The sequence below is a fragment of the Ruegeria sp. H9 genome (genome assembly GCF_056532915.1).
This window is the reverse complement of sequence record NZ_JBQFNX010000005.1, coordinates 232484-245596: the sequence shown is the minus strand read 5'-3', so window position 1 is coordinate 245596 and position 13113 is coordinate 232484. Positions and strand designations below refer to the sequence as shown.

The 13113-nt window shown below is 56.6% G+C and carries 15 protein-coding genes and 1 tRNA gene; 9 read left to right on the top strand and 7 right to left on the bottom strand.

Annotated elements, in window-relative coordinates:
- Positions 1 to 293: 293 nt before the first annotated feature.
- From msrQ to ACR0CZ_RS18870, 3 genes are all read right to left on the bottom strand, one after another.
- Positions 294 to 908 (bottom strand): protein-methionine-sulfoxide reductase heme-binding subunit MsrQ, encoded by a 615-nt coding sequence (msrQ, locus tag ACR0CZ_RS18880; RefSeq protein WP_170398528.1) that lies wholly within the window; start codon positions 906 to 908, stop codon positions 294 to 296.
- A gap of 4 nt (positions 909 to 912) precedes the next feature.
- Positions 913 to 1812: a protein-methionine-sulfoxide reductase catalytic subunit MsrP gene (gene msrP, locus ACR0CZ_RS18875; RefSeq protein WP_170398526.1), complete on the bottom strand. Its 900-nt coding sequence runs from the start codon at positions 1810 to 1812 to the stop codon at positions 913 to 915.
- A 131-nt stretch (positions 1813 to 1943) separates the two neighbouring features.
- The gene (locus tag ACR0CZ_RS18870; RefSeq protein WP_170398523.1) at positions 1944 to 2483 is read right to left on the bottom strand and encodes a winged helix-turn-helix transcriptional regulator; all 540 of its coding nucleotides are present in this window, start codon (positions 2481 to 2483) and stop codon (positions 1944 to 1946) included.
- Between the two features lie 40 nt (positions 2484 to 2523).
- Between ACR0CZ_RS18870 and ACR0CZ_RS18865 the strand changes: the two genes are divergently transcribed.
- Entirely contained in the window at positions 2524 to 2901 is a 378-nt protein-coding gene (locus tag ACR0CZ_RS18865; RefSeq protein WP_170398520.1) for a VOC family protein, read from the top strand.
- 72 nt (positions 2902 to 2973) lie between these two features.
- On the opposite strand, the gene clpB is transcribed toward ACR0CZ_RS18865, so the two are convergent.
- On the bottom strand, positions 2974 to 5592 hold the full coding sequence (gene clpB, locus ACR0CZ_RS18860; protein WP_170398517.1) for an ATP-dependent chaperone ClpB: 2619 nt from the start codon (positions 5590 to 5592) through the stop codon (positions 2974 to 2976).
- A 127-nt stretch (positions 5593 to 5719) separates the two neighbouring features.
- On the bottom strand, positions 5720 to 6040 hold the full coding sequence (locus ACR0CZ_RS18855) for a hypothetical protein (protein ID WP_170398514.1): 321 nt from the start codon (positions 6038 to 6040) through the stop codon (positions 5720 to 5722).
- Positions 6041 to 6181: 141 nt separating this feature from the next.
- Between ACR0CZ_RS18855 and pyrF the strand changes: the two genes are divergently transcribed.
- Complete coding sequence (gene pyrF, locus ACR0CZ_RS18850) at positions 6182 to 6886, top strand: orotidine-5'-phosphate decarboxylase (protein ID WP_170398511.1); 705 nt, start codon at positions 6182 to 6184, stop codon at positions 6884 to 6886.
- 257 nt (positions 6887 to 7143) lie between these two features.
- Here pyrF and ACR0CZ_RS18845 read toward each other — a convergent pair whose 3' ends face one another.
- Positions 7144 to 7542, bottom strand: a complete 399-nt coding sequence (locus tag ACR0CZ_RS18845; RefSeq protein ID WP_170398509.1) for an NUDIX hydrolase — start codon at positions 7540 to 7542, stop codon at positions 7144 to 7146.
- Between the two features lie 91 nt (positions 7543 to 7633).
- Between ACR0CZ_RS18845 and ACR0CZ_RS18840 the strand changes: the two genes are divergently transcribed.
- Complete coding sequence (locus ACR0CZ_RS18840) at positions 7634 to 8887, top strand: DNA polymerase IV (protein WP_170398508.1); 1254 nt, start codon at positions 7634 to 7636, stop codon at positions 8885 to 8887.
- 2 nt (positions 8888 to 8889) lie between these two features.
- On the opposite strand, the gene ACR0CZ_RS18835 is transcribed toward ACR0CZ_RS18840, so the two are convergent.
- Positions 8890 to 9762: an N-formylglutamate amidohydrolase gene (locus ACR0CZ_RS18835; protein ID WP_170398506.1), complete on the bottom strand. Its 873-nt coding sequence runs from the start codon at positions 9760 to 9762 to the stop codon at positions 8890 to 8892.
- Between the two features lie 149 nt (positions 9763 to 9911).
- Here ACR0CZ_RS18835 and ACR0CZ_RS18830 point away from each other — a divergent pair.
- From ACR0CZ_RS18830 to ACR0CZ_RS18805, 6 genes are all read left to right on the top strand, one after another.
- Positions 9912 to 9986, top strand: a tRNA-Val gene (locus ACR0CZ_RS18830).
- 92 nt (positions 9987 to 10078) lie between these two features.
- On the top strand, positions 10079 to 10204 hold the full coding sequence (gene ykgO, locus ACR0CZ_RS18825) for a type B 50S ribosomal protein L36 (RefSeq protein WP_005648635.1): 126 nt from the start codon (positions 10079 to 10081) through the stop codon (positions 10202 to 10204).
- A 184-nt stretch (positions 10205 to 10388) separates the two neighbouring features.
- On the top strand, positions 10389 to 10775 hold the full coding sequence (locus ACR0CZ_RS18820) for a hypothetical protein (protein WP_170398504.1): 387 nt from the start codon (positions 10389 to 10391) through the stop codon (positions 10773 to 10775).
- Entirely contained in the window at positions 10765 to 11286 is a 522-nt protein-coding gene (locus tag ACR0CZ_RS18815; RefSeq protein WP_170398502.1) for a hypothetical protein, read from the top strand. The genes ACR0CZ_RS18820 and ACR0CZ_RS18815 overlap by 11 nt, the downstream gene beginning before the upstream one ends.
- Positions 11287 to 11306: 20 nt before the next feature.
- A complete protein-coding gene (locus ACR0CZ_RS18810; protein ID WP_170398500.1) occupies positions 11307 to 11870 on the top strand; it encodes a hypothetical protein in 564 nt (187 codons plus the stop codon).
- Between the two features lie 141 nt (positions 11871 to 12011).
- Positions 12012 to 13028 (top strand): Fe(3+) ABC transporter substrate-binding protein, encoded by a 1017-nt coding sequence (locus ACR0CZ_RS18805; RefSeq protein ID WP_170398498.1) that lies wholly within the window; start codon positions 12012 to 12014, stop codon positions 13026 to 13028.
- The last annotated feature ends 85 nt before the right edge of the window (positions 13029 to 13113 follow it).

Sequence of the window (13113 nt, the reverse complement as noted above, 5' to 3'; positions counted from 1 at the left end):
CCCAATCAAAAACCTCAGATGCCCCCAGTCTCTCCCGAGCGTCTCCGCAGCTCCCACCGCGTCCCAGCACCTCAGCAGCGCCGGTGAAGGGCGTTCTAAGTATATCGCCCAGAAGCCGCAAGTGGAAAAATCAAAAAAACGCAAAAAAACGCAAAAACAGAATTTTATCTAACTAAAACAAAAGGTTACAAATATAATCCAGCCATTCAACCCGGAAGTCGCGGACACAGACCATCGCAAATCAGCGCCATGGATATGTTATTCACACTGTTACCCACAGACTCGCCTGCGAGTCAGGCTGAATCGGCTTGCCTAAACCGGATCAGGAATGATGTGACCGGCAGGCGCAAGGCCAGAAGACCCAGGATAATCGCCAGGTAGACCAATGGCTCGATCTGAAATCCCTTCGCCAGCATCACATAATGAAGCGCGCCCAGAATTGCTGCTGGGTAGACCAGACGATGCAATTTGCGCCAACGAGGCCCCAAACGGCGAACCGCCCAGTTGTTAGACGTGATTGCAAGCGGCAGTAACAATACAAAAGCAGCCATGCCCACCGTGATATAGGGCCGCTTGATAATGTCCGCCCAGATTTGGCTGGGAATCTGAACATCCAGAACCAGCCAGATCAACAGGTGCAATGCGACATAGGAAAATGTCAGTACACCTATCGCGCGGCGGAACTTCATCAGATTTAGGCCAGCGAAGCGACGCAAGGGCGAAATCGCGAGACCCAAAATCAGAAGCTGCAGCGCCAGTTCGCCAAACTCGTGCTCGAGCGCCTCGATCGGCTCGACCCCGAGACCACCGGTCATGCCCTGATAAAACAACCAGGGCGCAGGCAGTGCGCCCAGCAGATAAACAGCCCAATTGGGAAGCCGTCGCAAGAGGTCGTTGAGCCGCCGCATCATCTCAGTAGTTCTTCGCCAGATCCATGCCTTCGTAAAGGCTGGCGACCTCATCTTCATATCCGTTGAACATCAGCGTCGGGATTCGCTTGGCAAACAGACCTCCGCCGATTTGACGTTCCGAAGCCTGCGACCAGCGGGGGTGATCCACATTGGGGTTCACATTGCTGTAGAACCCATATTCCCTAGGACCTGCCATGTTCCAACTTGTCGGAGGCTGGGTATCCGTCAAGGTAATCCGCACGATCGATTTGATCGATTTGAAGCCGTATTTCCACGGTACCACCAATCGCAAAGGCGCGCCGTTCTGGTTCGGGATGTCCCTGCCGTAGATCCCAGTAGCCATAATGGTCAGCGGATGCATCGCCTCATCCAAACGCAGCCCTTCGCGATATGGCCAGTCTAGTACCGGATACGCCACACCCGGCATCTCATCGGGACGATAGGCGGTCTCAAACGCCACGTATTTCGCGCCGTCCTGAACGCCAGCCATGCCGAGTAGATCTGCCAGTTCAAACCCGTTCCAAGGTATCACCATCGACCAGGCCTCAACACAGCGGAACCGATAGATTCGCTCCTCAACAGTCATTTCAGACATGATGTCTTTGAAATCATAATCACCAGGGCGGTCGACCAGACCGTCGATGGTGACACTCCAGGGCTCGGTCACCAGTGTGTGTGCATATTTCGCCGGATCATCCTTGCGAGTCCCGAACTCATAATAATTGTTGTAGGAAGTAATCTCTTCCCATGTATTCGGTTCAAGCGCCTCGGCCGCCGCTGGCCGCGCCAGACTCGCCAGCCCGACACCCGCCAAACCGGCCATGACCTGTCGCCGGTTCAGAAACGCCGCCCTTGGGGTGACGTCCGCATGCGTCAGTTTGTTGGTCCAGCGATGCGCCATTTGGTTCTCCGTTATCCATTAACCTCGAAACTGAGGTAAGGTCTGATAGCACAGAGCCAAGGAAACAGGCGTCACGATTGAGCGAACAGATTGTAACGAAAATTAGGTACGCTTGGGCGCGAGGATAACGGTCACCCGATGTTCAAGCCGACAACACGGTTTATTTCGCATCCAAGATTGACCGCCTGATAGGTCGGAAAAGGCAGCCGGGCCGAAGTTTCGATATCGCGTCGCACCCAGTCCTGCTCCTCTAATTGCTTGAGCGAGGATGACAATGCGCGATCAGTGATCACCTGAAGATCCGACCTGAGCCCTGAAAAGCGCCGCGGTTGGCGGGTCAGCGCCAGAATAGGAACCGTCCAGCTGCGGCGCAGTAGCTTCAATTCAGTATCGTTCGGCACCAAGGCCAAGATTTCTGCCGCTACAGCCGCCGCCTGAACCCCGGCTTTGGTCAAACGGAATTCAGGTCTTAAAGGGTGGCCGTGGCCCGGGTTCCGTTCAAGCAATCCAAGGCTGACCAGATGTTCAAGACTTGCCGCAAATGCCGTCCGGCTTGCCCCGGTCGCGGCGAGCAATGGGGCCTGCCTGCCCGGAACCCCCTGGTGCAGCTGCGCAAGGATGTTCAGCGACCAGGCCCGGGAGGTAAGCTTGACAAGTAATTTTATGTCCATAATATATATTTACTTTATTTTAGGACAAAAGGAAAGTTCCATGGCCCTCGTTTCCTTAGAAAACACCATCACTCTTGCCATTTCGGTCAAAGATCGCCACGCCAGTGCGCGCTGGTATAATGACAAGCTCGGGTTTGAGTTGATCCATCATATTGATGAGGCGGGTTGGAGCGAGATGCTCACCAAAACCGAAGGCGTCACCCTTGGTTTGGGCGAGCAGGCAGAACCAGCGCCCGGAAACACCGTTCCGGTCTTTGGTGTTGCTGATATCGCAAGCGCACGCGATGCTTTGGAAGGGGCCGGAGTTCGGTTTGACGGCGAAACCGAGACGATTGAGGGGATGGTCAGCACTGCCACATTTTACGACCCGGACGGCAATGCAATGATGCTGGCGCAGGATCTGACCGGGCAGGTCTGAACGCTCTTAGTCGCAATACAAGCCACCAAAAAAAGACCCGCCTGGATGGCGGGTCTCTTCATTACCTGAGATTTAATGCACGACTGCATCATCCGGGCGCGGACGCTCGGACGTTCCCAGCCGGTCGCCGATGATCAAACCATCGGTTCCGGCGGTCACCGGAACGGTCTCACCATCCTTTATCTCACCGGCCAGCAGTGCTTCGGCCAACGGGTTCTGCAGGGCGCGTTGGATCACGCGTTTCAATGGGCGGGCACCGAAGACCGGATCATAGCCTTCATTGGCCAGCCATTCCTTCGCGCCATCGTCCAGTGCCAGCTCGATCTTGCGGGCAGCCAGACGTTTCTGCAGACGTGCCATCTGGATATCGACGATGCCATCCATATCGGCCCGTTTGAGCCGGTCGAAGATGATGGTCTCATCCAGACGGTTCAGGAACTCGGGCCGGAAATGCGCCCGGACCGCATCCATCACGTCGCGCCGCGCCTGCGCGCTGTCCGCTCCTTCAGGCAACTGGCTGAGCGCCTGAGAGCCAAGGTTCGACGTCAGGATGATCAGCGTCTGCTTGAAGTCGACGGTACGACCCTGACCATCGGTCAGGACGCCATCGTCCAGGACCTGCAGCAGCACGTTGAACACATCCGGGTGTGCCTTTTCGACCTCGTCAAACAGCACGACCTGATAGGGTCTGCGCCGCACGGCTTCGGTCAGCACACCACCTTCGTCATAGCCGACATAGCCCGGAGGGGCACCGATCAGACGGGCGACCGCGTGTTTCTCCATGAACTCGGACATGTCGATGCGCACCATCGCGTTGTCGTCGTCGAACAGGAAGTTCGCCACGGCCTTGGTCAACTCGGTCTTGCCCACGCCGGTCGGGCCGAGGAACAGGAACGAGCCCAATGGGCGGTTCTCGTCATTCAGACCGGCACGCGCACGGCGCACGGCGTTGGCAACAGCAGTGACCGCCGCATCCTGACCGATCACGCGGGAATGCAGATCGTCTTCCATCCGCAGCAGTTTCTCACGCTCACCTTCCAGCATTTTCGAGGTCGGGATACCGGTCCAACGCTCTACGACGGAAGCGATCTGTTCAGGGCGCACCGTTTCCTCGGCCATCATGGCGTTGCTTTCGGCGTTTTCGGCCTCGGTCAGCTTTTTCTCAAGCTCAGGGATGACACCGTAGGACAGCTCACCCGCTTTGGCGAGGTTCCCTTCGCGCTTCGCGATTTCCAGATCAGCGCGAGCTTTGTCGAGCTGTTCCTTAAGATCACGGGCACCCGCGAGCTTGTCGCGTTCTGCCTGCCACTGAGCAGTCATCTCGGCGGATTGCTCCTGCAGGTCGGCCAGATCCTTTTGCAAGGTTTCCAGACGATCCTTCGAGGCCGCGTCATCTTCAAGCTTCAGCGCCTCTTCCTCGATCTGCATCTGCAGAATTTGGCGATCAAGTTGATCAAGTTCCTCAGGCTTACTGTCCACCTCCATCCGCAAACGCGACGCCGCTTCATCGACAAGGTCGATGGCTTTGTCAGGCAGGAAGCGGTCGGTGATGTAGCGATGCGACAAGGTCGCCGCCGACACGAGCGCTGAGTCCGAGATGCGCACACCGTGGTGCAGCTCGTACTTTTCCTTGATACCGCGAAGGATGCTGATCGTGTCCTCAACTGTCGGCTCAGTGACCATCACCGGCTGGAACCGGCGGGCGAGGGCTGCGTCTTTCTCGACGTATTTGCGGTATTCATCCAGCGTCGTCGCGCCGATACAATGCAACTCACCCCGGGCAAGCGCAGGCTTGATCAGGTTGGCGGCATCCATCGCACCGTCGGATTTACCTGCACCTACCAGCGTGTGCATCTCGTCGATGAACAGTATGATCTCACCGGCGGCTTCGGTCACTTCGGTCAGAACAGCCTTCAGTCGTTCTTCGAACTCACCGCGATATTTAGCACCGGCGATCAGCGCACCCATGTCGAGCGCGAGAAGCTTCTTGTCCTTCAATGATTCCGGCACATCACCATTGACGATGCGCAGGGCCATGCCCTCGGCAATCGCGGTCTTACCGACGCCGGGTTCACCAATCAGTACCGGATTGTTCTTGGTGCGGCGCGACAAAACCTGCATCGAACGGCGGATTTCCTCATCCCGCCCGATGATCGGGTCGATCTTGCCTTCGGCTGCAGCCTCGGTCAGGTCGCGCGCATATTTCTTAAGCGCGTCGTAGCCTTCTTCCGCCGATGCGGTGTCAGCAGTGCGGCCCTTGCGGATATCGTTGATCGCTTCGTTCAGTTTCTGGGCCGATACAGCACCGGCCTCCAAAGCCTCTTTGGCTTTGGATTTCACCATACACAGCGCCATCAGAACGCGTTCGACCGGCACAAAGCTGTCGCCCGCCTTGGTGGCGAGCTTCTCTGCCTCGTCCAAAACCTTGGCGGTCTGGCCGTCCATATAGATCTGGCTCGCGTCGCCGCTGACCTTCGGGATTTTGCCCATGGCCGCGTCCAACGCCTCAACCACGCGGTTCGGTGCGCCGCCAGCGCGTGTGATCAGGTTGCTGGCCAGCCCCTGATCATCGTCCATCAATGCTTTCAAGATATGTGTGGGCTCCAGCCTTTGGTGCCCCTCGCGCAGAGCAATGGTCTGCGCGGCTTGCACGAAACCCCGTGCCCGCTCGGTGAACTTGTTCAAGTCCATAGCATTCTCCTTTTCTTAAGCGCCCCGTATTGATGCGCCCGCTTGGCAGCACGCGTCGGTCTGGGCCTCACATTCAATTTGGGAAATGTCTTTTCCCATTCAAGGGGCTAGAGCATATAAATCGGCGTCATCCGCGCGGAATCGAGTAGACGGAATAACCGCCAGTTTCTCCCATCAATTCAGCGTTATACATTTCGACCAAAGACTGCTCGGCACTGCTGCCTGTGGGGCATGAAACCAGATCAGCCGTATGATCGAGGAAGTTGCCGGTATAGGCTGTTTCCCCGGTCAATTGACACCAGTCGTCTTCCGATCGGTACCCACGCACTAACAGAAGATTGTCATTGGTTGGAGCCGGCGCGACACCGGTTTCGGGCGGATCGCTTTGAGGCGCGTCTTCGCATGCGGCCAACATCAGTGCCGCGCCAAGTACAATTACCTTTTTCATCATTTCTATCCCTGTTCTGAACGTCGGCACTTTAGCACATTGCGCAAAATAGTGAGTGAACTGCGTCACCTCGGGCTTCACACATGGACAGATCGCCCTGAACCCGTTAGGACGCAAACGTTTGCCAAAAAGGAGCGCCCCATGTCCGATGACCGCCTTATCGTAGCCCTCGACGTCCCAAACGCCCTGCAGGGTCTAGCCATGGCCGAGCGGCTGGGCGACTCGGTTTCGTTCTATAAGATCGGGCTGGGTATGTTGACTGGCGGCGGTCTGGCATTGGCCAACGAGTTGAAACAGGATCACGGAAAGCGCATTTTCTTGGACATGAAGCTGTTCGATATCGGCAACACTGTAGAAAATGCAGTGCGTGGGTTGGCTCAGTTCGATCTGGACTTCTTGACGGTGCATGGTGATCCGCATGTCGTACGCGCCGCAAAGGAGGGCGCTGCAGGCAAGGACATGAAAATTCTGGCGGTAACCGTCCTGACATCACTGAACAGGGACGATCTGGATGCAAGCCTTCTGAAAGCGGGTGACGTGCAGGACCTCGTTGTGGAACGCGCGGCCAAGGCTTTCGAGGCCGGAGCTGATGGCGTCATCGCCAGTCCTCAGGAAGCCGCGCTAATCCGCGCCCTGCCCCAATCCGAAGGTCGTTTGATTGTAACCCCTGGGGTACGCCCTGCTGGTGCAGCTTTGGGCGACCAAAAGCGGGTCGCAACCCCGGCCAGTGCAATCGGCGATGGGGCCGATCATATCGTCGTGGGCCGCCCGATTTATCAGGCGGATGACCCCAAAGCCGCCGCACAAGCAGTTTTGAACGAGTTAAATTCATTGACTCACCATTAGGCGAAAAGCCAAAAATTGCGGAAGGAACGGTGCTCAAGCAATTGACGTTAGGTCAATTTTTCGCGCCGCCGCGCCAAATCGTCCCTGTGCCCGAAAACACACATGAAAAACATGAGTTTTATGGCGTTCGGCTTGTGGCTATCGAAAAACGCCATTTTCGGCGATTCTACACACAAGACACTCCCCAACGGGCCATCTCTTCCTGAGGCTCGTTACCTCCCCCCGCAGGCGCGGGGGGTTTTCTTTCGAAGTCCCCTTCAAAGCTGCGCCGTTTCCGACAAATAATCCCGAAGGCGATCTGCAAAATTTGGAATGGCCAACGGATTCGACAGATAATCCTGCGGACAAATCAGCCTCCACCCCTGCCCTTCGTCCCCAAAACGGATCAGACCAACATCTTCCGGCGGGCGCAGGGCGACGTAGAACCAGCTTTGACCATATTGCCGTGACCAGACAAGATCGGTTGCGCACAGGCGCAGCCCAACCTCTTCATCTGTTTCACGCAACGCGCATTCGATCGGTGTTTCGCCTGGCTCTTTCCCGCCGCCTGGAAAATCGAGATGACCTGGAAACGGAATATCTGATCGATCATCTCTTAGAATGACCAGCAGCTTGTGCCCCAGAAACAACGCTATTTTTGCCCCGGTGAAGTCCATCGGTCCTCTTTTTATCCTTATCCATTCGCGATACCTTTTAACCTATCGAATGTCTTGACCAATCCGCCGCTGGCCGGAAAGAAACTACATCATGCCCGCCATCTGTCGCGACTGCCTGAAGGAAACTAAGCAAGGGCCGCGCTGCCCAACTTGCAGCAGCCCGAGGGTCAAATCGCACCCAGAGCTGTTTGACCTGACGATCGCGCATATGGATTGCGATGCTTTTTATGCTTCGGTCGAAAAGCGCGACAATCCCGAACTTGTCGACAAGCCTGTGATCATTGGCGGCGGCAAGCGCGGGGTGGTTTCGACTGCCTGTTACGTGGCCCGCGTTCGCGGGGTACGTTCAGCCATGCCAATGTTCAAGGCGCTTCAACTATGCCCCGAAGCGGTGGTGATCAAACCGCGTATGTCGGTCTATGCCAGCGTCTCGCGCGAGATACGCACCATGATGGACGAGTTGACACCTGATGTTGAACCACTGTCGCTGGATGAGGCGTTCATGGACCTATCCGGCACCGAGCGGCTGCATGGTGCACCGCCAGCGGTCATGCTTGCGCGTCTGGTCAAGAGGATGAAAGATGAGCTGGGCCTGACGGGATCGATTGGCTTGAGCCATAACAAGTTTCTGGCCAAGGTGGCCTCGGATCTCGACAAGCCTCGGGGTTTTTCAGTGATCGGCAAGGCCGAGACGGCTGATTTCCTGCATGACCGGCCGGTGCGATTAATCTGGGGAATTGGTCCGGCGGCGCAGGAATCTCTGGATCGCGCAGGGATTCGCACATTTGCTGATCTTCTGCGCTGGGATCAGGAGGCGCTGACCGCGCGGTTCGGATCAATGGGCTACCGTCTGTGGCATCTGGCGCGAGGGCAGGACAAACGGCGCGTATCGGCCCATGAGCCGATGAAGTCGATCAGTAATGAGACCACTTTTTTCGAGGATACCGCCAGTCTTGAAATTCTGGAAGGGCATCTGTGGCGTATGTCTGAAAAGGTAGCCGACCGGGCCAAAGCCAAGGGATTGGCTGGGCGAGTGGTGACGCTGAAGCTGAAACAGGCCAACCACAAGATCATCACCCGGCGGATATCACTACGCGATGCGACTCAGATAGCGGATCGGATTTATCGCACCGCTCGTGGGCTATTTGATCAGGTTGGCGATCAGGGTCCCTATCGCCTTTTGGGATGCGGCCTGTCTGACCTGTGTTCAGAGGATCAGGCCGATATCTCGGGCGACCTTCTGGATCCCGGTGCAGAACGCCGATCACAGGCCGAACGTGCGACGGACGAAATCCGGCGCCGTTTCGGCAGTGATGCAATCGTAAAAGGTCGTGCGCTGCGCTAGGTCTATTCGGCGGCAAGTGACATTGGATCGGACCCGATACTGGTGATCTGCGCGGTGACCTTACGCAACACATCACGCAACGCCTCAAAGTTGCCGTTCGGCTGGATCGTTTCCTCGTTCATATAAAGTGACCGATCGATCTCGATTTGAACCGCATGCTGATGGCGGGCAGGTCGACCATAGGTCTGGGTGACGTAGGCCCCAGCAAAAGGCGTGTTGCGCGCCACATTCAGACCCGCGTCGGCAAAAGCGGCCTCGATCTGATCAACGATCACACCGGAAGCGGCCGCACCGAACCGATCGCCCAAAACGATTTCCGGTCGGGCCCGGCGCGAGCCGCCGGCCAGCGCCACCGCCTCGTGCGGCATCGAGTGGCAATCGATCAGAATGGCCTGCCCAAACATCTGATGCGATTCCGCCAGCAGAGATTTCAGACGAGTATGGTATGGACGCCAATAGGTATCGATCCGCAGGCGCGCCTCATCCATAGTCAGCTTGCCGCTGTAGATCGCCCTGCCGTTGGCGACCACGCGGGGAATCACCCCGAGGCCCGAGGTAACCCGCGGATTATGTCCGTGACGACGCGCACCCTGTATCAAAGCGGGGTCCAATTCATCCGAATTGCGATTCAGGTCCAGATAGGCGCGCGGCATGGCCGCGGCGAGCAGCGGTGCACCGAATTCAGCGACTGAGGAAAAAAGCTGATCGACATACGCATCCTCGGAGGACCGAATCATATTGCGGTTCAAAACAGACCGCTTCAACAAAGACTCGGGATAGGTCCGACCGCTATGGGGCGAGGCAAATACCACGCAGGACGTACGCGTTGCGGGCATATCCAGAATATAGGCTGCATTGGTGGCGGCGTCGGGCATGGGCTCTCCGTTGTTCGCACTCAACATAGACCGTAAAATAGTTCTGCCAAACCCCTTGATCCCCCCAACGACTCCTTTTATAGACCCCGCTACCGGCGCGGGGTTCCGCGCCCCATTTCGTTATGGGGCAGGTCACGCAACGGTTTCATGGGCGGTTAGCTCAGCGGTAGAGCACTTCGTTGACATCGAAGGGGTCACAAGTTCGATCCTTGTACCGCCCACCATGAATTCATTGCTCTGGTCTTTCCGGGGCACCCGATTAACCCAGGCGCTGGCCACGTCTTTGATGAAGGCGCCGCAGATTGGAGACAGACCCATGAAGGTCAAGAACTCGCTCCGCTCGCTCAAGAACCGGCACCGTGATTGCCGGGTTGTGCGTCGCAAAGGCCGCGTCTACGTGATCAACAAGACGCAGCGCAAGTTCAAAGCTCGCCAGGGCTAAGGGCTGCACGAACCTAATTAAAAAAACCGCGCTTTCGAGCGCGGTTTTTTTATGCCCTGCTTCTAGCGCCCTTTCGTGTCGGCGGAAGTGCCGGAAATCGCTCCGAAAGTCCGGTTCTGAGATTTAGTATTGTTATGAGACGGTCTCATGCTACGCTTTCCCTGTTTTTAGAAGGGAGGTCGGGTTGGCCAACGATGATCTGGATACGCTATTAGGAACAACCCTGACCGAGATGGTGGCCGATATAGGCCGAAGCGTGGCCCAAGCCGCCGAACAGCTTAGTCTGGATCAGTTGAACGCGCTGAAGAACTATCCTCAGGAACTGCGCGAGATGGGCATTCCGCCAGTCTTTTACCACATGCAGGATGTCGATGTAGAATTGAAGGTCGTCATGGAGATGACCAGTACCACAGAAGAAGGCAAACGCGGGATCATTGGCGCGTTTCTGTGTGGGCCAAAACTGACGCAGACAGATACGCTCGATGCAAGCAGCGCGTCGACCATGCGGATGCGGTTCGCGCCGGGACCGGTGGATGAAGGTGGTTCTGGTGGAGGGGTCGATGGCGACTAAAAAGGACAAGACCCCCAAAAAACAACCTATAGATGTGCGCATCACCGAACTGCCCGAGGCCTTCACCACACTGCTTCAGTCATTGGAAAACCGCCTGACCGCGCTGGAGGCGCGCGAGGTCGTGTTGCTGGAGACGATCCAGGACCTGCAAGACCAGATCGACGATTTGGAAGAAGGAGGCGGTGGCATGCTGATGGGCTCGGGTTCTCCGGTGGTGAACCCAATGGCCGGAGGCCAGAGCGGAATGGAGGTTGAAGACAAAGATACGCAGATCGTGGATGCGCAGGTTTTTTCGCAGGCCCTGGGCGAACAGATCCTTGCAGGATCCGACGGCAGCGACGATTTCACCATCGACAATGTCCAGGTCGAAGCCTTTGTTGGGCTTGGTCGGGATGGCGACAAAGCCCAGTTCGCTACAAACGCGAAGAAACAGGCGGTCAGCCAGAACGCAGCGAAGGTCTCGTTCTCGGTCAAAAGACGGTCCGCAACGAAGATTATTGATAGAGACTGAATTCACAAAGGAGATTGGAAATGAGTATCGGGCAGGAACTGCTAAACGTCCCTTTCGCGGAAATGGTTCAGAAACTGGCGATTTCCGTGGCAGAGTCGCAAACTGAATTGGATAGACATTCGACTGATATCGCCAAATACATGGCGGATCAGAAGATCCAGCTTCCCGACCTATCCAACCCCGATGGTCCCCCAAAGGAATTCAGCCTCGTGTCGATGGGTTTCCTGCCCGCGTTCTATGCGGTGCAAGAGGCCGAGATCGAGGTAAAGATGGCGATCTCGATGACCAAACAGACCGAGAAATCAGGCAGCGCATCGGTCAAAGGTGGCTGGGGACCCGTGGCGGCGCAGGTCAACGCAAGTTATTCCTCGCGCTATGCCTATAATCAGGAAGGCGCAAGCAGGCTGTCAATCAAACTGGCCCCAGCCGATCCGCCGGTCATGCTGCAGAAATACATGGAAGCGGTAACTCAGGCGATGCTGACCAAAGAACCGGTGCTCAGCGACGATCCGGACCCCGAGCCGGCACCGTCCCCCGTCCCACCGCAACCCGAAAGAAAACAAAGTAGGCGGCGTCAATCCTGAAGGGGCCGTCCGGCAAGGTAAGTTCAGCGACGTTTTGACCAACTAATTTTGTCGGATTTCCTTGCATCCCACCGAGAATCGTTTAATTGACCAAATCAGTCGGGTTAATTCCCGTCACGATTTTCAATGTTGGGACAAATGATGCTGAAATCCTCTACCTGCTTTGCCGCCACCCTGACGGCCCTGATCGCCACCTCTGCCGCAGCCGAGGGCGAGCTGAACCTGTATTCCTCGCGCCACTACGACACCGACGAACGCCTGTATTCCGACTTCGAAGAGGCCACCGGCATCACCATCAACCGCATCGAAGGCAAGGCCGACGAACTGATCGCACGGATGAAAGCAGAAGGCGCGAATTCGCCCGCTGATGTCCTGCTGACGGTCGACAGCTCGCGCCTGGCCCGCGCCAAGAGCGAAGGCATCCTGCAGCCGGTCGAGAGCGCAATCTTAGAGGAGCGTATTCCGGCAAACCTTCAGGACGAAGACAATCAGTGGTACGGCTTTTCTCAGCGCGCACGGATCATCTTCTTTGACAAGGCTGATGTCGCCAACCCACCCGCAACCTATCTGGATCTGGCAAAACCGGAGTATAAAGGGCAGATCTGCATTCGCTCGTCCGGCAATATCTATAACCAGACACTATTGTCATCGATCATTGCAAATCACGGCGCGGAAGAAGCCAGGAAATGGGCTGAAGGTGTCGCCGCCAACATGGCACGCGAACCTCAGGGCGGTGACACAGACCAGCTGCGCGGCATCGTGTCAGGCGAGTGCGAGATTGCGGTTGCCAACACATACTATATGGCCCGCGCTATGCGCAAAGACGTCAAGGGTCTAAGCGCGGATATCGAGATGATCGGCGTGCAGTTCCCGGCACAGGACGCCGAAGGTGCACATATGAACCTGTCGGGTGCGGGTGTTGCAGCAAACGCGCCGAACAAAGAAAACGCGATTAAGTTCCTTGAGTATCTCGCAAGCGATCAGGCGCAGGTCTACTTCTCGAACGGAAACGATGAATACCCCGCTGTCGAAGGCGTTGCGCTGGCTGAGAACGTGGCCGCTCTGGGGGAATTCAAAGCAGATGAGGTGAACCTCTCAGAGGCCGCCAAAAACATCCCTGAGGCACAGAAAATCTATAATGAAGTTGGCTGGAAGTAATCCAGTCCGATACCCGAGCAGCAAAAGGGCGCAGATTTCTGCGCCCTTTTTCTATTGTGTTTGAAGTAAAGCAAGGTAATATTCC